Genomic DNA, 22,243 nt, shown 5'->3' on the forward strand with positions numbered 1-22,243 from the left:
GTGCCACGATCATCATTCTAAGCGCGGTCTACATGGCTGCGCGCGAATATTAACTGATGAATTTGGGGGCAGGAGGTAAGCGCCTCGCCGATCACCTATGGGTTTGGGCTTGATGTTTTCCGGAATCGCCAGGGCATGAGTTCCTCGATCTGGCTCTGTGGATGGCCGTTGATGATGGCCTCGAGGGTTTCGGCCGTTTGTGAAAATCAAATGTGTGCGCCATTCCCAAGGGGCGGCAATTGCAACCATATTGCTACCACTTCGGGGAGGGGTGTGGCGTCCATACTCGGGCAGGCGGCGGTGGCTGCCGTACAAAGGGCGCCTGCTTATGAGCGACTGGGCGGACAGTGCGGGAAAACCTGGTTTCCGCTCTCTTGAGTGCGTTCACACGGCAGAAAATATGCTAACCTTGCCAAACTGGGGCGACACCGCGATTGCACATTGAGTAGTGTTGAGCTCTACCCCTATCCTCGGGTCTAGCAACTATGCCGTAAACCGCCCCGCCAGTTCTGTCGGGTCACCAAGCGGTTACCGTTTCTAGCGTGCACGAAATTTCGCCGGAGTCCATCAGAGTTGGTCCGAGTTGAAAACGGCAACGAGCAGAAATCCCGTTCTGGCGCGCATTGGGCGGGTATAGAGCGTACTGCTGTGAACCCCTTGAACGCCGTAATTTTCCCTTGCCAAACTGGGGCGACGCGGCGATTTCACGTCGCATAGTGTTGTGCTCTACCCAGCCTGGTGTCCTGGTGTAGCAATCCAGGGTTACGCGCAGGTCACCACCGTGGTCACACCCGCAATATTTTGAAGCGGCTTGCTGCCTTTGGACGCTGCGGCAAGCGGCCTTGAGCAAAATGGCCAAATGCCTTGAGAGCGCGATTCCAACCTGCCTTTGGCTGACCTCTACCTGCCATCCACACCGGGCTTATGGCGACAATGGCCGAACGCAGTGCCATCGGTTGGTGCGTAGCAACCCCAAAATTGGAAGGCTATCTGATACGCCGAGCTCCGACGATCGATCAGATAGTCAGGCTATTCGTTTCGCATACGAAGCCCTGGGTTTGACCCCCGCGACCGGCGCGCTTCGTGCCCCCCTGCCATAAAAGACGCTCGCCACCGGTGCGCCCGGTCAGCGATTGGCAGTTTCGTTCAACCACGAAACGACGTGAGTTGATTAAACTAACGCTTAAAAGGAAAAGGCGCCCGCGCACTGAAGCCGAGAGCCCTTCCAGATAACCAAAAGCCTTCTTGTGACGCTGCTTTTCCTGACGGACCTTTCAACAACTCATACTGCGACCTTAAGTACTTCCGGGAACCGCATGATAGCAAAAAAACCGCCGATTTCAACCGGTTTCGGGCCCTCGCCTGTAGAGCAAGATTGAGGACGACAGCGCCGAGGCCAGGAAGGCCTGCGGATTTCCGGCGGCCTCGGCGATCTCGCGCGGTGATAGCAGCAGCACGTCGACACCAAGCGGAAACTGCGACAGCGTTTCGGCGATTTCCTGCCGGACCACCGCTTTCCTGGCGCCGAAGTCGCCTACCACGATGAGGTCGACATCGCTGTCCACCGTAGCGATGCCCTTTGCGAAGGACCCGAACAAAAATATCTCGTCGGGATCGCAGCACTCCCGCACCAGCGCGGCCATGCGTTCGAATATCTTCCTCATGCGATCGTGTAATGAACGATGAGATACGCGTTACGGATGTCTTCGGCCTTCAGCGATTTGAAATCGGCCGCATTGTCCTTCTTGATCGCCATTTTCCAGTCGCCGAACAGGGTTTTTGCCGGGGCGAACACTTTTTGCAGATGCGGGGCGCCGTCGAAGGCGGCGTCCTTCGGCATCGCCTCGTCCGTCGCGGCGCCGTCGCCAGGTGGTTCCAACTTCACGTCGAAGCCTCCCGTATGGGCGGTCTCGGCGACGATGTCGATGCGCGTCGCCTTAAGGCTCTTGCCGGAAAGCGCCGCCCTGGCTCGCGCCAGGAAGGGCAGGTTTTCGGGTGCGAGCGTGAAGACGAACTGCTGGTCTTGGCCAGCGTTGGGGAACAGGAGCCGCTGCCAGGCGCCGGCAAACTCGCGGTTGAGCACCATGATCTGTGCACCGTTCAGCGGAATGGCGGCTTCGGTATTGGCTCTCGCTGCCTCCTGAAGCGGCAGGCTCCCCGGCCTTGCCGTGTAGCGGATGTGCAGAATGACGTCCGAAATGGCGGCGAAGTCGAACTGGTTGTTGGTTTTCGGCAGGCTGATATCCCACTCGCTGACCGCGCCGGCCGTCTCGAACGGCAGATAACGGGCATCATTGAAATTCAGTTCGAATAGGCCACTGTCGTTCATGCCATGGCTGGTGGCGATGGCGCTGATCGGCACCACGCTGCTCGCGAATCGGTCGTCGGCGGCAGCGAGCGGGTCGCCGTAGCCACCGGCGACGCCGTCGCGCACCCTGATCGCGTTACGGGTCAGAGACAGCATGCAGTTGACGTTGGTGTAGGGGCCGACCACGCTTGGAATGCTGATCGATGCCGAGCGGATACGCCGGTAGTAGTGGCCGGGATAGTCGAGATCGTAGAGCCATTCGGGCACCTGCACGGAACAGCGCCCGGACTGCTTGAGTGCAACCAGCGCCAGCGGCGCGATCTGGGCCAGCGATACGTGCTTGGTCAGTTCCAGTTCACGCCTGTTGTTGTCGAGATAGGCGATCTCCATGCGACGGATGTCGTTGAGCAGGCGGTCACCGGCGAGCAGGCCTTTTCTCAAACTATCCCAGTAGCCGAACTGGATGAAAGTCTCCGTCGACTGGCCGAGTTCGACTTGCATGGATTTCTGCGCACGCTTGGCTGTGTCGTAGGCCATCTGGTAGGCTTGGAAATAGACCGCGGCCAGTTGCGACAGCAGCCAGTCGTAGAGTTGGGTGTTGGAATATTTGCTGCGCAGATATTCCTCCACCGCCTGCGACTGTTCGATCTGGGCATCGAGGTTGGTGAGCTCCGTCTCCGTGATGGCAGTGCGCAGGCGGGCGGTTTCGATCTGCTTTTCCAATTGCGTCATCTGTTTCTGCGCGGCGCGGACCTGATGCTTGTTCTCCTCGTCGCGCCTTGTGTAGCCGCCTTGCGAATCGAGCATCTGCCCGCCCTGGTGCAGGATGGATGCCAGACCCTGGAACAGGGCAGCGAAGTTCGTCGAGGAATTGCCGAGCATCTGTCCGCCGATCTTCAACGTCATTGTCGGCGTGCCACCCATGCCGGCCGCACCCGCCTGGATGTCGGGAATGAGATGGGTGGCGCCCGCAACCGAGTTGAGGACGGTGGCGACGATCTCGCTGACGATGCCAAGGCCATGGGCGATGACGCCCAGTTCCTCCCAGCTGTTCATACGAGGAATGCCGCCATAATAATCGATGCTTTCCTGAATGAGGTCGGTGCCGGCCTCGGCGCTGGCCAGCGCCATAGACGCTTCTTCGATCTGCTGCTTGCGCACGTCCTTCATCAGCTTCAGCACGGCCGTCTCATGGCCGGAACGCAACGCGGCCAGCATTTCGGCATCGCGTTTCTCGATGGCCGAAAGCACCTTCTCGCCGAGGCTTCTGACCTCGTTGCAAATTTCCACGGCCTTGGCGACTAGGGTCGGGAAGCGGTAAGGGCCCTGCGGCGTGGCGAGGTCCGCCAGCACGCTGCCGATGTCGACGCCGGCGGCAACAGCCTTGACTAGCAGGGCCGGATCGATCGGTGGCTCAAACAGCGGCAGTCGCCGCACCGCGCCCGAGATGTTCATGCTGTGACGGATCTTGAACAGCCGGTCCTCGATCGTCGTCCAATACTCCATCAGCCGATCGTTCGGCGGAATGCAGAAATAGAGCACGTCCAGCGTCGGCAGTGGCTCGGTGCCCTCGTCATTACGGATGACGAATTTCGGCTGGTCGACAAAGTTTTCCATCAGCACCTCGACTCGCTTGTTGCCGAAGGGATCTAATGCACCGTCAGCGACGAGCTCGTTGTAGGATCGGTCCTCATGCGTGAGGTCCGGCACCTTCACCGGCCGCCTGCCCATGATCTCATAGGCGAGTACATAGAGCGTGGTCGCCTCGTTGATCGCCTCGATTGTGTCCTGCCGAAACAACTGGTCACCCCAGGCAATCAGGTTGTCGACATATTTCATCAGCACTGCCTTCTGGTAAGCGGCGGGGCGATAGCGGGCGATCACGTCGGGCTTGAACGGGTTATTCTTCCAATCGCGGACCTGGTCGAGATTGGCGGAGATGTTCTCCAGCAGTTCCTGGATGCGCTGGCGGCGGTAATCGTCGCTGGTCTGGTCGAAGAACGGCTTGGTTATCCAGAACCGCTGCGGCACGGAAAGCGCCTCGGTGCTGGTTGGGTCGAATATGTAGTGGAACCATTGCATGGCTTCTTCGAAGCGCTGGTTCTGGCTGAGTTTGCAGGCGACCATGAACGGCATGTGGAAGAAGATTTCCCAATTGTAGAGGGAGCTGGCGCCGCTGCGGCTGAAATCGATCACCTCCGAACGGGCCGTCGGATCCGAGACGCTGACCCCGGGGATCGACTGGTACTCTTTTTTGAAATCGAACGTACTAGTCGGGTAGTAAGTCTGTGGCGCGGTCTGGATGCGACGATTGAGCAGGCCATCCAGCCCCGACCGGTTGAGCTCGCGGATGAACAGCGCCGTGTAGGGGTGATAGAATGGAAAGAAGGTGTATTTCAGCTTCTGTCCGACAATGCTGTAGTTGGCATGGACCGCCTTCCACTCCGTCTTGACGAAGAAGGTGCGGATCCTGTCCTGGTAGAAGAACGGGCTCTTGCCCGACAGGCCGGCATCAAGCTGGATGTGGTCTTGCGACATGACCAACTGGAACGGCGCCTTGGCAGCGGCAAGGATCGTACGCGTTTGGCCCGCCTCGACGACATTGAAGGAGCTCGCATTCGGCGTATTGACGTTGTTGACGAGCCGCGTGTTCTCGAAATGCATGCCGGCGGGTAGCACCAAGCGCGGCGCGATCTGATACGGCCCGGTAAGCGTTGCGAGCTTGGTCTCCTTGCCGCCGAAGGCGTTCCAAACATAGGCGTAGGACGTCGTCGGGACCAGCGTGACAGGATCGATGCCCGGCGTGTCGAAGATATGGAACTGCCCGCTCAGAGGCTTCAGCCGAAGGTCGATCACCTGGCCGTCGAACACGAAGGACGAGGAATGCCAGGGGCGTCCAGTCTCATCGAAGTAACGTCCGGTAAGCCTCGACATCTTGTGCTGGTAAGGGTCGTAGAAGACGCCGTTGTTGAACGCCTCGGAGGTCGAGATGTAAATGTCCATCCAAAGTTGGTTCTCGCGACTCTTGTAGCGTGGCTTTACGTTGTAGGAACCGGTCGGGCGCGGCCATGGATGCACGAGTTTGTGCGGCGAGACGCTTCGCGATTGCCACCCGCCATTCTTGCGCACGCTCCAAGCAAGCTGGATCTCGAGCTGCTGCTGCGGTTCGGGAGAATCCCCCTGGTCGTTCGGCGAGTTGACCTGCGAGACCTTCGGCACCTTGCGCACCTTTTGTGGCTTGGCCGTGAATAGCAGCCAGAAAAGGTGGAGCTTGCGATTGTAGACGACAGGAACGACATGGTCGCCGGTGATGTCTAGATCGATCTTCTCCCACGGGCTCCAAACGTTGTAGTTCACGTCGAAGGTTCGGTAGAAATAGACAGCCGGGTCGGAACGCGTACGGGCGATTACGTGCATCGTGTTAATGTTGGGCGGCAAATTGTCGTAGGGGTTATCGTCGTCGATTTCGTGGTAGATACCGGTGACGTCCAGCCGCGCGACCTGATGCGCTTTTTCCAAATAATCTGAGAATGCCGTCTCGGCGTTGTCGTTCGTCATGTCGCTCTGCATCAGAGCGCTCTCGAACTCCTTGAAGAAGGGCGACTTGTCGTCGCGAAGTTCGGGCTCGATCCAGTTTTCGGGGTAGAGGAAGACCTTCCGGTTGGCTTCCCAAATACGGTAGCTCTTCATCCATTTCCATTGCCGCCAGCTGTTCAGCGAGACAGTGTCGGCCTGTTCGGCGCGCGAGACCTGGACGAAAGGCTGTTCGAGATTGAGGAAGCAGCGCTGCACGAACATCTGCGCCGAGCCGATCGCCTGCTTGATGCGCGAGGTGAGCTGGAGCGAGCCCATCTCGACGTCGATGAGGAAGTAGCCGAGCAGGGCGTTGGTGTCGCGCCAGCGTTTCGGATTGGCATACTGCTTGCCGTTTACTGTGATCGCTGGCAGCGCGGTGCGGCTGGAAAACTGGATCAGGTGCATGGTCAGCGCCGTCCGCTTCTTCTCCCGCAAGGCGTCCTGCAGCGGCGCAAGCTTATCGAGCCAGGTCACCGGATCATATTTCGACTTGCCGGCCTGGCGGACCTGCTGCGCGGTGGCGAACTGCGCGGCATCGTTGTCGCGGGCGGCCCAGCCGAGCGCGACGGTCGCGGAAACGCCGCAGCGCTTCAGCACGCGGAAGCGTTCGACGAGGTCGACGAAGGTGCCGATGATGGCGTAGCCGGCTTTGTTGCCGCCGTCGAACGTTTTGAGGTCGTCGACATTCCACGTGGTTAGTTTGGAGATCTCGTCACGCAACGTTTCGACGCTGGTGACAGCATCGGCCGCGCCGTCGAAAATTTTCGTGAGCGTCACCCCCTCGGGCTGCGGGAACTGCGATAACACGGCGAGCCATTGCGAAAGTGCGACCCACGGTCCGATGAGCGAGGCTGCCGGTGCCGCGTCGACGGGAAGCTTGTTCCAATCGAGCCCGCCGAGCCCCGTAAAGCGGCTCATCAGCCAATCCAGATTAGACGCTGCGATGCCGTTACGCGCGACGATCATCGAGGCCTTGTGCAGCTGCTGGTAGGCCTTGTATAGCGCTGGGAAATTCGCCTCGCTGGCGGCTTTGACGTATTTGCTGTTTGCGTCCTTTTCCATCAGGGCAGCGTCGGCGCCGCTTGCCAGGAGGTCTGCGCCGAATGTCAAATTCTCCAGCAGCACCTTGGCCTGATCGTCGGTCAGTCCGAACACCGTCGCCGCATGGGTGATAGCGGCACCCTTCGCTTGTCCAGCCTGGACCGCGCGCAACGTTTCGCGCAATGCATCGATGTTCTGGGCAATGACGTCATCGCGCAATCCATAGGGCGAATCCGGACGGTAAGTGAAAAGATACTCGAGTTCGCCGATAGACACGCCGGATCCAAGCAGTCGCCGGGCCTGCTCGACGAAGGCTAGCGTGTCACTTGGCGAGGCAAATGGGCTTGCCGCGCCCGGTCCAATGAGGTCGAACAGAGACAGAAGTTCCTGGACGGAGACGCGCATGCCGCGCACCAACTCGGCGTGCCGGAATAGCAAAGACAGATTGTCCAGCGTAAGTTTTCCGTCAGTTAGTTTGACGAGCTGGACCAGATCGTCTTCGCCCAGCGACAGTGCTGCGAGCAATGTCGCGCTCTCCGGCGTCAATGGATCGGCGCCTGAAAGCGGTAGCGCGAATTTCGAATTCACCGGATTGGTGATGGCCGTGCTCTGGAACAGCAGGTCGTAAAGCGGGCGCAGGCGGCGCGTCGGGTCCGTTGCCGACGCGCGCGCCTCGGTGTTGATCGGCGCATACAAGGCAGCGGCCACTTCGGCCGAGATCACAAACCGGTCCTGCACCTGGCGCACGGCCATCAGGCGGGCAAGGGCGGTGCCGTCGAGTTCGTCGCTGCCAGCACTTTGCCGCAGCAGCAGATCGAGTTCCCAAAGCGCCCAGGGGGTGTGACGCCAGAACCGGATCAGCCGGTGGATACGGTCGAAACGAGCCGGCGTAAGGTTGAGCAGCGACTGCTTGTCCAGCCCGCATGTGTCGGACGGGCGCTCGATCTGGATCGGATTGGCGTCACCAGCGGGATTGACCCATTTGACCGACAGGAGGTCGAGCAGCTCGACATAGTCGAGCCCTGTGTTCTGTAGGAACTCTAGCACCGGAATCTTCGCGCGCGACGTGTCGAACCCGAAGAAGACGTCCTGGTCGGCCTGGGCGGGTTTCGGCTGGACCACCAGCCCGGTGTCCTGCGAATTCAAGCCGAAGAATTCCCCGGCAATGCTTGTCTCGGACGGCACTGCCGCCGCGCCGGCACCTGTCTGGAAGGTGCGCATTAGATCGTGCCGATCCACGCCGAGATGGCCGAGGAAGGTTCGCGCTTCCTCCTGCCAGAGATCGAACGTGCCTGACACCGGGAACTTCGCCGCCCTCAGCACGTCATAGGCCATCGCGCGCTGGTTCTCCGGATAGGCGCGCAGCTCCTCGGCGGTCAAATTGGTCTGGAAGGAGAAATTGGCATTTGCCGCCGGCGCCTCGACGGCGTTTTCCAGCACCTCGCAGACGAGGTCGATATAAGGCAGCGGCGTTTCGGAATTGATGCAGTTGAGCTTCACATTGCCAAGGTCGGGCCGGCGGTCGAATAGGATGTCGCGCACCGTGCGGTTGGCCGTTTCTGAGGGGTGGGCGTCCAGGAACCGCAGCACGTCAGCGAGATAGGCGGCCGGTCCGTAGACGGACTGGCAGTGCTCGCAGTCGCAATAGTCGAGCGAGCCGAACAGAGTTTCGAGGTTCGGAATATTGCCGAGCAGGGCCTGCTGTTCCTCGACTGTCATCGGCTTGGTGTTCAGAACCGACGGGTCAGTATTGCGTAGTTCGTTACGCAGCTCGCCGAGCCGCATCATGATATGGCCGTACTGGAATTCGGCATAGGAATAGACGGTCAGCGCGGCCTTCTGGTCGATGCCGCGCACTTTCATTTTTTCGACGAAGCGTTCCTTGCCGAGCGACATGATCTCGGCCGAATGGTGAATCTTCTCGTCCAGAAGAGCACGCGCGATGGTGCTGGAGGGCGCAAGGCGATGGACGCGCTGCAATGCCCGGGCTTCGACCATGACGTTCTCATCCAGAGCGAGGTTGCGGGTCGCCACATAACTGTCGAGATTGTCGTTGCGCAGGTTGAGGTCCGGATTGCTGTCGACAAGCGTTTCGATGGCCACGATGTGCTGCAGGCTGTTTTCATTGCTGCGTGCGATCTCGGCGGCCAGGGCGACATCCGGGAAAAGGCGCTCGCTCTGGTTGACCAAAGTCGCGGCGTAAATATCAATTTTGTCCTGTTCGGTGGCGCCGTCCGTGTTGGGCGGCACGGCGCCGCCATTGCTGGTGATGATCGCCTTCCAGTCGGCCGGGCCGAGTTTGGCGAGGTCGCGGGGGCTCTTGAGCTGGGCGTCGGCCGGATTGTCGATCTTAGCCTTAAGGGCGGTGAGGATCGGGGTAAAATTCTTCGTCACCTCGCCGATCTGCGTGGTGGCGTGAAAGTCCTTCACCGCCTCCGGCCCGCCGAAATCGGCGGAGCGCGTCGTCATTTCCTCCCAAAAACCGTCTTCCAGTTGCTGATGCTTGACGAAGGTCTTAGCGACCTCCGCATAGCTCGCGACTGGAACGTTCGATACTTGCAGAAGGGTCTGCAGGCTGCCGTTGCCGGCGAGCAGCGGCTTTTCCAGCGCGAAGGACTGGGCGAGCGCGGCGAGCGCCTTCAGCACTGCGTCCTTATTGCGCGAGACCTCGATCGGTATGAAGTTTTCCTTCGCCGCGTTGGCAAGCGCGTCGGCCTGCAGTTCCGGCTGCATGAAGGCGATGCCGCTGATCGCTTGATCGACGATCTGGTCGATGAGCTCCCATTCGTTGGTGGCCGCAAGCAGTTCGCCCGGCAGGCTGGGCGGCAGGTTCTGACGAATGAAAGCATAGAAGACCGGCGCCGTGATCGTGGCGTTGGCGACCCGGCCTGCGGCGCGGGCCGACAGAAGCAGCCGCATGACGTCATCCTGGGACAGGGCGGCATTCAGCGCCAGCTGCGTCACCTCGTGAGTGTTTTCCGTTTCCCGGAGGTCGGTGATGGAGACGGCGCCGAGGCACTTTGATGCCGTAGCCATGCGCAATTCGAATTCCGATGGTCCGCGATAAGGCAAGTCTCCTTGGGTGAAATTAGCCCAGGCGATCTGCGTCGGATTGAATAGGCGCTTGGTGCCGAGCAGCGTCCCGTTTCCGTCGACAAAGCGGGTCTCGAGCTGGAACCCCGTTTTAGCCTGGCCGGAATTCGGGTCGCGCGGCGTGGTATAAGGGATATCGAAGAAGCCGTTCGGGAGGGACGGCCGCTCGGCGAGCTTCTGCCCTTCGCCGCGCAGCGGCATTTCCCAGATCTGCACCGCCACGCCGGCGCGGCCACGCCAAAGCTCGTCGCGGACTGAGCCGCGGATACGGTTCGGGTACGCGGCGGCCGCCGAAGGGTTCGCGGCAGCGATCGCCTTATTGAGGCTGCGCAAGGTCTTGCCGTCCGCGTGCCCGGTCACGGGCAGCCGATTCAGCTTCTGGAAGGCGATGACGGCATCCCTGGTGGTGCGCCCGAATGATCCTGCCTTCAGTTCCTCGACATCGATCGCTTGGCCCGCGAAGGCCAGCGCCTTTTGCAGGTCGGGCACGTATTTGTTTGTCATGTTGAGACGCAGCGCGCGCTTGACCGAGACGAGGTTCTGCGCGGTGCGCACCTTGACCGTGCTAACCGGCGCGGTGCGGCTGGCGGCGATGGAATCGAGCTTTTCAAGGGTGGCGACATCGATCTCGCCGTTCGGGTTTAGGCGGTACTTCGCCTGCAGCTTCTGGACCAAAGCCTTAGCGCTGGGGCCGAGCTGCTTGGCCTTGATTTCGGCGGGTTCAATCGCGCCGTCGATCTTGGCGACTTTCGCCGCCCTGAGGATCTTGCGCTGGACGTAGCCAACTTGCGTTTTGACGGCGAGCTGGGCTTTCAGCGCCGCGGTCTGCATTCCGGCCACCACAGCGTCGTTGAGACGGCCATCAGGCACCAGGCCCGCCGCGGTCTGAAAGGCCTTGATGGCGGCTTCGGTCGAGGGGCCGAGCGTGCGCGCCTGTTGCTCACCCCGGTCGATGCCCCGGCCGAGCCGTCCAAGCAAGGTCTGCAATCGCTCGACGCGCCCCTTGCTCGTGGCGAAGAAACGGTGGTCGACCTCGACCTTCATGCGTTCGATGGTTTCCGACGAAAACGCGCCGGTCGCCGCCAAGCCCTGATCCCGCTGGAATTTCTTGATCGCCTCGGTCGTCGATCCTCCGATGGTGCGGCTCTTCAGTTCGTCGGGCGCGACAGTCAGGTCGAGCTTGCGCAATGCCTGCTGCAGGTTGCCGATATCGGTCCGCGTCGGGTTGGCGGTAAAGGCCAGCGCCGGCCGGCCGGCATCGGCGGCGTGGGGAAGAAACCCGTTTAGCGCGGCGACCGTCGCCGGATCAGCGCCGCCGCCAGAGGCGAGCGAGCGTTCGCGCTGGAAGGCATCGACCACTTCCTGCGCCGCGGCCTGATAGGCGGGAGTGCCCTCGTCACCCGACAGCGTGGTCAGGAGCTGCTGACGGCGGGCGTCATCATGCGGCAGGATGACCTTGCGTTCGAGCAGGAATCCAAGCGCGGTTTCAAGACCTTCGACTTTCGCGCCCGCAGCGGCGATTTTCAACCGGGATGGAGTCTTGGGCATCTGGACCTCCCTCTGCAACTGGTTTCCTAGCTTCTGCATGCGTCGAAACGGCGGATTTTGACCTTTTTCGAAGCCAAGCGCCTACTCGACACGATAGCTGTTCATTTCCTTGGCAAGTGTTTCGTCCATACGCGTGCCCTTGAACCGGATTTCGGGCCCGCTTATTCCCGTTCCCCTTATGGAATCATTCAAGTATTCTATGCTGCCGGCGTCCTTTAACTCTTTCAGTCTTGACGTTGGCACCTGAAACTTATTCACTTTTCCTCCGTGCATGCGGATGAATTCTTCCGCATATTCGGAATCGGGCGTCGTAGAGAAATTCCTGCCCGGCGTGAGTCCACCTTCGATGTCTCCGAAATGGTAGAGCGTGGTTTTCGAGGCCTCCTCCGCGGCTTCCTTGAGAGCTTCTTCGACCTCAGCGCTGGTCACGCGCGACTTGGCAGTGGAGGTGGAGCGCTTGGGAGTTGCCTTGGGCCCGGCCGCCTCCAATTCGGAAGCCAGGCTGCTGGTCCCTGCGGCGACCCCCAGAACCCCGAACACGAAATTCGGGTCGTTTTCGTCTTCAGCCTGCGCAAGCTGAAACAGGCTGAGGGCAAACCAGCCCTTTGCCGGAATCAGCGCCATCAATTCAGGTAGCAGATAAATTCCAACCGCTCCGGCGCCTATCAGGGCGCCACCGCCCTTGATCGCCTCGTAACGTTCCACGGTCCGGGTCGCGAGTGCTTGCGCGGCAAGTCGATAAGATTCGACCAGCGCTTCCCGCGAGGCCTTTTCCTCGGCCGCGACCTTGGCAGGGTCTTCCGGAGGCGGGTCTCCATAGTGAAATTGATAGGGCGCAGACCAGTCGTCCTTCTTGGGTTCCTCTGTCGGGAAAATATATTCAGTTGTCTTGGTAAGCTTGCCGGTCTTGACGATCCGCATCTCGGTCTCGACCTTGATCGTGCCGGGCGGCAGGCAGACCGAACAGCGCTGCGGTTCGTTCCCGGTCGGATCGAGCAGCACGACCGGATTGCAGAGCGCATAGACAAACAGGTCGATGCCGCCTTTCAACCCGGCCGGGTCGCAACTGGTCCATCGTCCGAGCCACGGCGAGTAATAGCGGGCACCGTGATAATAGAGCCCGCTCTCCTCGTCGCGCTCCTTGCCAATAAAGCGATATCTTTTCGGCGACGCGAGCTGGCCGTCCACGGCCTGGTAGGAGGAGCTGCCGAAAGGCGTGTATTCCTCGTAGGAAATGACTATGGCGGTGGCATCGAGCTCCAGGCTCGCTGTGCCGAGATGATTGGCGAGTTGATAACGGACCAGCCCCTTCGGGTGCGGGCGGTCGGTGCGCGTCTCGACCAGTGCAATGCGCCGCGTACCGTCTTCGATATGCAGAGTCTCGCGCGTGAGGGCGTTGGCGCCGAAGCTGCGGTAGATCTCGAAACCGCCGAGGTAGAGACGTTCCTCCTTGACGCTGCCGTTGGCATTCTCTGTGACCTTGCGGGCGCGCTTGCCCGCGCCGTCGTAGACATACCAGGTTCTTTGTCCCGCGGCCGCCGATCCCGGTATGTCCTGCGGACCGAGCGATTGCCGGCGGGTCATTCTGAGCTGCTCGGCATAGTCCCATCGCATTTCGGCAAGATGCGGCATGCGCAGCATGTTGCCATGGGCGTCATAGCCGTCGCTCCCGACGCTGTAGGTCTCGTCAGAACCCGCACCAAGCGAGGTTCTGGTGAGCCGGTTGCTTGTTTTGCCCGGCTCCAGAAGACTAGCCTCCTCGTAGACATAGGTGCGCGTCCATCCTGGAGCGAGCGGGTCGGTGCCGCGATGCTGCATCTCAAGGAAATTGCCGACCTTGTCGTAGACGTAGCGCTCCAGGTACCGTCCAAGTGCGGCGCCGTCGCCGGGGTGAGGGAGACCAACGCGCGCCATGTCATTGTATGAACTGGGTATCGGCGAGCCGCCGACCTGGCCAAGATGCTCGCGCCCAGTCGCCTCGATCAGTCGATAAAGCGCGTCATATGTGTAGTCGGAGCTCGGCTCGACTCTCTTGTTGCGGAAATAGACAGTCTGCTGGGCGTCGTCGCGGATGTGCGTGATGTTGCCGACGGCATCGTAGACATAGTGCAGGTTCTGGACATCACAACCCGGCCAACCCGGTTGCGCCGCTACAGGACAATCCTGCGGAAATGCCGCGGCGCTGCGGATCGTCTGCAGGTGCAGCAGGCGGAAGGTCAGCGGATCGTAGACGTAAAGGGTGGCGACGCCGTTGCCGTAGTCGATGCGCTGGCGCTGGGCCTTAGCATCATAGTCGATGTTGATCACGAACGGCGTCCAGACTGGGCTGCCCTCGGCGACTGCCCCGCGCAAATTGGCGTCGACGCGTTCGAGAAGCCCGCCTTCATTATAGCCCGGACGCAAGATGCTGCCGTCCGGCATAGTGCTAGCCACGACCCGATTGAGCGCGTCGTAAACCGTCGCGACACGGTGCGCCGCCGGGTCGAGTGCCACGGCGCCAGACCAGTCCATTGTGTTTTTGTAGTCAGTCGCGAGTTGTCGGGCGGCCGAGAGCAAATTGCCCTTGAAATCGTAGCCTTCGTTGCGCAGCAGCCCGACCTGGTCACGCTGCTCCACCAGTTTTCCACGCCGGTTGCCAGTCTGTCCATCGGCAAGCGCTTCGCCGTAAAGCTGGGCCGCGACCAGCATTTCCGCTGCGTCGTTCTGGCTTACAAAGGTGCCAATGGGCCTGCCCGCTGGGTCGGTGGCGATCCGCACGCGGAACCCCCGGCTGTTCCAGCTCAAGACCTGAGCGCCGGTCGCGTCGCTTAGCATCCAGTCCTGGCCCGCCTCCATGCTAGCCTGATGGATGCGTGTGCCCAGCATGTCGTGGTCGTAGCGGGCGACCACACGACCGGCGGCGTCTGTCACGCCGAGCAGATTACCGGTGATGTCGCGGGCAATACGCGTAGCGGCAACTGTCTCGACCGGCGGGCTGCCAGCCGGGGCGTCGCTCATCGTAAAACGGTTGCGGACGTTCGTCAGGAAGATGCGCCCCAGCGGATTGAGATGCACCACCTCTGGCGTTCCGGCATGAATCGCTGATTTGGCGGCGGCTTTTGCCTCGTCAGGGCCGAGGCTACCGTCGGCCCGGCGGCCACGCCATGTCGGCAGATAGTCGACCTGGTGCAGCCGTTCGAAATAGGCGCCGCAGTCCGGGTCGGCACTGGGATCATCGACGAGGCATGTGTCAGCGGTATCCCATTTTTCCTGCCGCCATGCTCCGAACACCGTCTTTTCCCAGGTGTGGTCGGGATGAAGGGCGCCGACAACCCGGCCCAGAGGATCGTAGAACCGGGTCGAGGACACGCCTATGCGCGTGCCGAATTCGAAAGTGCCGGAGGGGGTGAAGAACGGCTCGTATTGGCGAATGGGCATGCCCTTGTTGTTGTAAAAGGCCCAGCCGCTGCCGATCCAGCGCGGGTCGACGGGCTCCGCCGTCATCACCGTCTGCCCGTCCGGACCGGTGACGATCGCGCCTGCCGCATCGTGAAGAGGCACCGGTCCGGGCTCGGCCAGGACTTTCTTCTGGATCTCGCGGCCGAAGCCGTCCGAATAGGTCAAGGCATGCTGGAAGCGGGTTGCACCGGCCGGTGCGTCGCTGTCATGCGTTTCCCGCGACAGCGTGCAGGACACGGCCGGCTGCGGGGCTTGCGAGGTCCTGGTTCTCTGATAGGCGAAGAAATCGTAGACGGTGCGGACCGTCGCCCGCAGCAGCATGGCTTGCGGCGCGGCCAGCGGCGCGGCGATATGCTCAAGGCACTGGTCCTCCGGCGGGTCGGTGTCGAAGCCGTCGAGCGTATCGCCTTCCGCCTGCGCGGGCGGCGGCTTGCCCATCACGGCGGTGCCGGCGATCAGGCCGAGCGCATTGAAGACCACTGCCGAGCGGTTGCGATTGGCGTCCATCACCAGCCGTGGCTGCAGGACGCGGTAGTCATTGCCGTGGCTGGCGAGGCTATCGTCGGGGTTGCGCGAGCCGGCGGTGATCAGATTGCCAACCGCGTCCTTCGTCTCGATCACCAGAAGGTCGTGCTCGTCAAAGGTGACGGTGATCTGCGAGGGCACCGCATCGGTGTCGAGCGGGCCGTGAAAGCGACGGGGCAGGAAGAAATGCGCGCGCGCGATGGCACGTTCCGCCGCCGCGCTGTCCGAACGGTCCTTGGAATAGAAGATGCGCCCGGAAGGCGCCCACCAGCCGTCGTCGCCGTCGATGCGGACGTAGCCATATTGGGCCAGGATCGGATCGCTGATCTTGGCGCCGTAGACACCGCTTGCCAGACCGGGCGTCAGCGCCAGGCGGTGCTCCGAGAAGGGCAGCGCGAGCGGCTGCAACAGGCCGGGCGCCAGCGCCGCCTCGAGGTCGTCGCGCCTGAACAGGCTGCGTTTTCTCGAAAGAAGTCGTTTTTGCAGCGTCGCGGCATTGGGCTTTTCCTCAAAGGCGAGGGGTTGGGCATCGGTGAGTGCCTGCCACATGTCTTCGAAGAGGATGCGCATGCTGCCCGGCTTCGGCCCCAAACCGGTGATTTCGTAGGCGCGCGTGTCGAACACCGCCGGCTTGCGATGATTGCGCTCCTCGTCGACCGCGTTAGTGACAGCATTGTCGGTTGCGACTATTGCAATTTGCGCCTGAACGGCCTCGTCGGAAGGGTCGAGCGCCGCGTCCGGCTGACGGCGCGGATAGGTGATGGTGGCGTTTTTCAGCACCGTGCCGTAGGCGTCGACCTGCAGCGTCAGTCGGTGCGTGAGGCGGGGATCGGCCGGATCGCGCTCCGACGCGTAGGACAGGGCTTCGCGCGGGTGGACGAAGAACACCGCATGGCGGTTGGCCACGCGTGGCTGGACGAATGAGACTGTGAAATTCTGTTCGACGATCAGATAGGGGATGTCGGCGCGCGCGGTTCCATCCAGAGCGTAGGTCTCCTGGCGCAGCATCGAACCGCGCAACGCACGGCAGGCTTCGCGCTCCTCGTCGACGTCCAGGCCATCGGGAAGAACGGTATCGTCGAGCAGAAACGCGCGGGCCGCGGCATCGTCCAGTCCCGGCTGGCGAAAGTATTCGCCCTTGTGGACCGGATCGAGAAGACCGGCGAAGAAGGAGGAGATGCGGTTGCGGCCGAGGAAAATACCGGTATGGAACCATGTCCGTGTGTAAGCGGGCGGCACGTGCGAGGCGGCGTCGATATTCTCTGCCGGATCGAGCGTGCCCGCCGCGCTGAGCAGCGAAAACGCCTCGGTGTCCCACTGCTCGACCATGCCGAAGCCGCGGAATTCCCGCTCGACACCGTCAAAATACCCATGGTGATAGGCATAGCGGGTGACGAAACGGTTGCGGCTGATGTGGTCCCAGGTCTCCACCCGTTCGACGACCTGCACTGGAAAGGGCAGCCTGGTCAGCCATGGCCGGCCGTCCTGCTTGTCGCGCAGATAGAAATAGGTCGATGGCGCATATGCTATCCGGGTCTCGGCACCGAGATTATTGCGCATAGCAACTAGCAGGTGCGGCTTACCGTTGGCCATCAGGCTGACATAGCGGAGCGGCCTCTCCGCCGCGTCGGGCAGCGGAGAAACCCAGACTAGGCAGGCGGTACCGTTGCCCAGAAGGTCCGTCACCGATACGGATGACGCCCTGTCATCGACCGGAAAACCTGGAATGGCGTTTTCGGCGCCCCAGCCATTGCCTGACAGGTTGAACCAGAAGCGCGCGCCATCAGCCCCGAGATAGAGGATATCGGCGACGCCGCTGCCATCGATGTCGGCCCGTTCGATCCGCCGCGGATCGAACTGGCCGGATAGGTCGAAGCGCGGCGCGTCCGCCATCGTCACCTTGGCGCCGAAACGGCCGTAGCCGAGATTGGGCCAGTAGCAGACGTCGCCGTTGCGGATGCGGACGATGTCGGACAGCCCATCACCCGACATGTCCGCCAGGGCGACCGTTTGCATGGTGTCGCTCTGAAGCGTTCTCAGTCCGCCGGGACCGCCGTCCACGGGAAGCGACGCGCGCGTCGAGGGGCCGAACCCATCCTCGGCGAGCGAGGGGTGCCAGGTCAGCGCTTCGTTTTCGGTCAGCACTATGTCAGGCAGGCCGTCGCCGGTGAGGTCGACGAAGCGCAGGCCGGGATCGTTCCAGTCGACCTTCGGGGTAGAACGGAAGGCCTGGAAGGCCGCCCAGCCACCGTCTTCTGAGCGCTCGAAAAAGCCGGCTGCAGGGCTTCTCATGTCGACCAGGTCGACGCTGCCGTCGCCGGCGAGGTCGAGGAATTGCCAGTCGCGCAGGGATGGCGCGTTCGGCATCGCCTTTATCTGCTCGGCTGCCGCGAAACGGGCGGCATTGTCGTCGCCGGTTTCGCGCGCTAGCGGCGATTGGTTGCGCCGGTAAATCCAGCCGCCGGGATGGTCGGTTAGAAGGCCGGCGAGGCCCTCGCCGTCGAGATCGACCCAGCGGCTGTGCTCGCCGGCCGCATCGGCCATGTCGCCGAGGGTCACCGTGTCGAGCCCGCGCACCTCCTGGCCGACGACCGGCAGGCTGTAGTCGAACTCAACGGCGGGCAGGGATTTCCTCAGATAGCCGTCGCCCGTGCGCTTATAGCCCGATTGCGTGGCCGAGGCGAGGAAGGACGCCGCCGGCTCGCCGCGGTAGGCAAAATCCGTGGAGCGGACGAGGCCGTCGATGCCGATGTCGGGCTCGCCGGGAAAATGATGAAACATCAGAACGCGCTGGCACAGGCGGTACGTCCTGACGTCGAAACCGGCGCGGAAGGTCGAGAAAGGATCGTTACGGCGCAGCCAGTCGCCCGCGTCGCTTGGACCGGGAGCGACGGCGTCGTGTTCGCCATAGTCGAACACCACTTCGAACATCCAGTCCGCCGCGGCCAGAATGGCGGTGGCGATGAAAGGCGGGCGGCGGCCTTCGCCGTCGACGAGCGGCTTGCGATTGCCGTAGCGGATTGATTTCAGGTGGCGGTTCCCGACGCGCGGCGAGCCGTCGTCGTTCCAGCGGTTGCGCTCCTGTGGCGAGCGGCGGTCGACATCGCCGCCATCTTCGGCCTTGTAGGCGTAGACGATAGCGTTGCCCTTGTCGTCGCGGCTCTCGGAGATCAGCCAGGAGAAGACGCGGCTTTCGTCGGCCGGATCGTAAAGGCGGGACCCGCGGTCCTTGCCGTAGAGTGTCAGCACATTGTCCTGCGATAGGGATCGCCAATGGACATCGCCATCGGCGCCTGTCCAGCGCTCGATGCGGGCGAACGTGCCCTCGATCCGCGGCCGGTAGCGGTGGATGACATAGCCGTCGGCGGTCGTCTCGAAACGCCGGCCATCGGGCTGGAGCACCGGCACCAGATCCTCCGACGAGGATAGAAGGAAGACATCCGACTGGATTTCGTCCAGGTAAAGTGGCAGTCCCTTGTCGGTCTTGCGGGCGATGGCCGGAAGCGCAAGCGACCAACCGAGGCCGAACACGCCGTTTCCTGAACCGGAATTGTAGGTCAGCGTGAGGTTAGGCCCGAAGCCGGCACGGCCGGGGCTGGTGGCGATGGGGATCGACGCGGCCGCGGTGCCAAGTACGGGATTGCAGGTGAACTTCTCGCCTATGCCGCGAATGGCACCGCCGCCTGCGGGAAGGGAAAGCCCGGGAGCACGAAAGACATGCCCGATAGCGTCGCCGGCTGCCCCGTGGGCAGCGTCAGGAGGCCCTGCTGCATCGACAGACTCCGACTGGCGCACGCCGCACCTATCCGCGAACCCTGCCTGTCCCGAATACATTGAACACAGTCACGGCGTACTTTGCAATGATACCTTGTGGCCTCGCCTCTCAAGCGTCTTATATCCGGCGACGCGCATGGTCTTCACTAGCCGAGATTGGGCGGGCATCGTAAAGTTATCGACAAGCCGGCACAGAGATGGCCAGCGAAGTCGGACTTCAAGCTGCCGCGACACGCGAGATCTCGCGCCACGTTTGCAGGGCAGCGCTGCGCAGATCACGATGGTCGGCAGATGAAAGAGCGTGGCGCGGAAAGTGAAACAGATTGGCGATCGGGTCGTGGATGGAGGCAAACCGCTGAAGCTGGCCCGGTGACTTGAATCGCTTCATGATCCGTTCACGTCGTCGCATCGGCTGGTGTGAGTTCTCCGCCCGATTATTAAGGCCTTTGTGCCGGCGGTGCTCGACCTCCGGCATTATCTCTCTGCCGGCGGCGGCGTAGGAGCCGAGCTTGTCGGTTATCATCACGCGCGGCGCATGACCTTGTTGCTTGAGGAGCTTGCGCATCAGCCGCTTTGCAGCCTTGGCATTCCTGCGGCTTTGCACCAGAACGTCGAGGACGAAGCCGTCCTGGTCGACGGCCCGCCATAGCCACTGCTTCTTGTTCTTGCCGGCGGTGGTGACGACCATCTCGTCGAGGTGCCATTTGTCACCCAGGCGGCCGGCTGACCGTCGCCTGATCTCATTGGCAAAATGCCGTCCGAACTTCTCCGCCCATGTTCTGATCGTTTGATGCGAAACAATGATGCCACGGGCAGCTAACAAATCCTCGACCATCCGCAGGCTGAGCGGGAAGCGGAAGTACAGCCACACAGCATGTGCGATGATCTCGACGGGGAAGCGGTGACGACGATACAGCGGATCAGGGACAATCTTCGACATGTGCCTCGGATCGCAGATTTCCGTCAGCCTTCGGTTAACGTTACGGTGCCGTCGCCGCCTGCCATCTGGCTGAGAGTGATCACCGCCCGGTGATCTGACAACGAATGGCAGTTGGTCTTCCGAGAATAACGTTAAGCGCCGTCTGCCGGCGTCTGATCTCGCTGCGACGGGATTAGATTGGCCTACCACCACCCTCGCACGGCGGGGAGGCCGGAGCGGACGCGCGATTCGCGTCCGGGTGTGAAAAAGGTGAACTCCTGCGTGTCCAACAAGCCGTAGCGAGACGCGGATGTCGTAACAGCAAGCGGCCTCAACGCTGGCGGCGGCCTCTGCTCCACCGATGCAGGCCACCGAGCAATCCGATCTTGAAGATTACGAAAAGGGCCACGAGTGCAATCACTGTGTAAGAGATCGGATTTGAGGCGTCGCTTAGACCGCGCCACGATAGCCACCAGGGCGCGCCTGCGTGCATGGCGATCAGCGCGACAATGGCTAGCACTAGGCCTATGGTGTGCAGGTGGCTCATGGCTGCAGGCCGTGCCGGGCCTGAGGGTTCTTCCGTGCCGAGAGCGACAAACCTATCGCGAATACGGGCGACGTCGGCGGCCGCCGTGGCTAGCACGAACTGCAGGTTCTTCGTGCCAACCGCGCCGCTAGCGACGATGTTGAGACCCGAGTCCCGGAATTCCGTTATGATGTCGTCGACTGTGCTGACGCCGTGATGGTGGAAGCGATCGATGAAGCCTCCATCCTGTGGCGCTTGCACGAAGTCGACGGCGAGTACGCGACCGGATGGCTTCAGGATTCTGTGTATCTCATGAGCCATCTGATTACGTCCATCGGCAGAAAGATGATGGAGCATCAGCGTCGTCGTTACGACATCGAATTCGGCATCCCGGAACGGTAATGCCTGGGCGGCGGCCTTTTCAAAGGTGACCTTCAGACCGACTCTTCGAGCCTTCGCACCCGCCCTGGTGATCATTTCCGGTGACGCATCGATCCCGTGCACGGTGCCCGTCGGCCCGACCTGCTGCTTGGCAAGTATAGCGAGCGTTCCCGTCCCGCACCCTATATCGAGGACGGACTCTCCAGGTTCGAGCTGCGTCAACCGGAGGATCTTTTCGCGAAAGGCGCGTTCGCGGCCTAAGGTGAACAGCCAAGTCATCAGATCGTAGCGTGCTGCCCAATGTATGACGCGGCCGGGCGCGCCGGCTCCGCTGTTGTTATGCCCATGTTTTCTCATCAGAGACTCCTTGGCCACTCTCGCCGGTTGATGGACATCATGTTCGGAAACTGACATGGTATCCGGGAACGCGTCAACGACCATTCGCGGCAGAATGTCCGGTACCGCACGGTCCTCTGCCATCTGAACGGAAAAAGCTCATGGGAACGGAAAAGACGATAGACCGCCGTGTCGCCCGGACCCGGTCGACTCTTCACCATGCGCTGATCACTTTGATCCTGAGAAAGGGATATGAAGCAATCACCGTCGAGGACATCTGCAATGAGGCAAACATCGGCCGATCGACCTTTTACGCGCACTTCACCAGCAAGGACGACCTCAAGCGCAGCGGCCTGGACGATCATCTGCGCGCCATGCTGGTCGAACGCCAGCGGCATGCGCTTGCAGCGCCAGGCGAGCTGAAAGATCGCAGCTTGGGGTTCGTGCTCGGTATGTTCGAGCACGCGCGTGAACATATAGATCTCTACCGAGCTCTGGCCGGGGGCCGCGGTGGGACTATTGTGCTCGGCAGCATCCGCGAGATTCTATGCGATCTCGTGCGCGCGGAGCTTGCCGCAAACAAGGACAGGAAGCTCCCCGATGTCGTGCCGAACGAACTGATCGTCCAGTTCGTCGTGGGTGCCTTTCTGTCGGTGCTGATCTGGTGGCTCGACGGCGGCGCCAAATTGCCGCCGCAACAAGTCGACCAGATCTTCCGGCGTCTGGCCACCGAGGGCGTCCCGTCGGCTTAGATATCAGGCCGAAGAACTGTGTAGCA

At 61.7% G+C, this 22,243-nt stretch carries 6 protein-coding genes; 1 reads left to right on the plus strand and 5 read right to left on the minus strand.

Going from position 1 to position 22,243, the window contains the following annotated elements; all coding sequences use genetic code 11:
* Positions 1 to 1,340: 1,340 nt before the first annotated feature.
* From NKI85_RS13045 to NKI85_RS13065, 5 genes are all read right to left on the minus strand, one after another.
* The gene (locus NKI85_RS13045) at positions 1,341 to 1,664 is read right to left on the minus strand and encodes a nucleotidyltransferase domain-containing protein (protein WP_352529215.1); all 324 of its coding nucleotides are present in this window, start codon (positions 1,662 to 1,664) and stop codon (positions 1,341 to 1,343) included.
* Positions 1,661 to 11,566 (minus strand): Tc toxin subunit A-related protein, encoded by a 9,906-nt coding sequence (locus NKI85_RS13050; protein WP_352776803.1) that lies wholly within the window; start codon positions 11,564 to 11,566, stop codon positions 1,661 to 1,663. Before NKI85_RS13050 ends, NKI85_RS13045 begins: the two co-directional genes overlap by 4 nt.
* Before the next feature lie 81 nt (positions 11,567 to 11,647).
* Complete coding sequence (locus NKI85_RS13055) at positions 11,648 to 19,324, minus strand: SpvB/TcaC N-terminal domain-containing protein (RefSeq protein WP_352776804.1); 7,677 nt, start codon at positions 19,322 to 19,324, stop codon at positions 11,648 to 11,650.
* A 196-nt stretch (positions 19,325 to 19,520) separates the two neighbouring features.
* On the minus strand, positions 19,521 to 20,243 hold the full coding sequence (locus tag NKI85_RS13060) for an IS6 family transposase (protein ID WP_352528930.1): 723 nt from the start codon (positions 20,241 to 20,243) through the stop codon (positions 19,521 to 19,523).
* Between the two features lie 310 nt (positions 20,244 to 20,553).
* The gene (locus tag NKI85_RS13065; protein ID WP_352776805.1) at positions 20,554 to 21,570 is read right to left on the minus strand and encodes a methyltransferase domain-containing protein; all 1,017 of its coding nucleotides are present in this window, start codon (positions 21,568 to 21,570) and stop codon (positions 20,554 to 20,556) included.
* 56 nt (positions 21,571 to 21,626) lie between these two features.
* Between NKI85_RS13065 and NKI85_RS13070 the strand changes: the two genes are divergently transcribed.
* Positions 21,627 to 22,217, plus strand: a complete 591-nt coding sequence (locus tag NKI85_RS13070; protein ID WP_023722494.1) for a TetR/AcrR family transcriptional regulator — start codon at positions 21,627 to 21,629, stop codon at positions 22,215 to 22,217.
* The last annotated feature ends 26 nt before the right edge of the window (positions 22,218 to 22,243 follow it).

Source organism: Mesorhizobium sp. M0571, assembly GCF_040320985.1.
GTDB lineage: Bacteria > Pseudomonadota > Alphaproteobacteria > Rhizobiales > Rhizobiaceae > Mesorhizobium.

Bases quoted from the DNA above. Each gene is read 5' to 3' on its own strand.
- NKI85_RS13045 (WP_352529215.1), bottom strand. From the start codon at position 1,664: ATGAGGAAGATATTCGAACGCATGGCCGCGCTGGTGCGGGAGTGCTGC.
- NKI85_RS13070 (WP_023722494.1), top strand. From the start codon at position 21,627: ATGGGAACGGAAAAGACGATAGACCGCCGTGTCGCCCGGACCCGGTCG.
- NKI85_RS13050 (WP_352776803.1), bottom strand. From the start codon at position 11,566: ATGCCCAAGACTCCATCCCGGTTGAAAATCGCCGCTGCGGGCGCGAAA.
- NKI85_RS13065 (WP_352776805.1), bottom strand. From the start codon at position 21,570: ATGGTCGTTGACGCGTTCCCGGATACCATGTCAGTTTCCGAACATGAT.
- NKI85_RS13060 (WP_352528930.1), bottom strand. From the start codon at position 20,243: ATGTCGAAGATTGTCCCTGATCCGCTGTATCGTCGTCACCGCTTCCCC.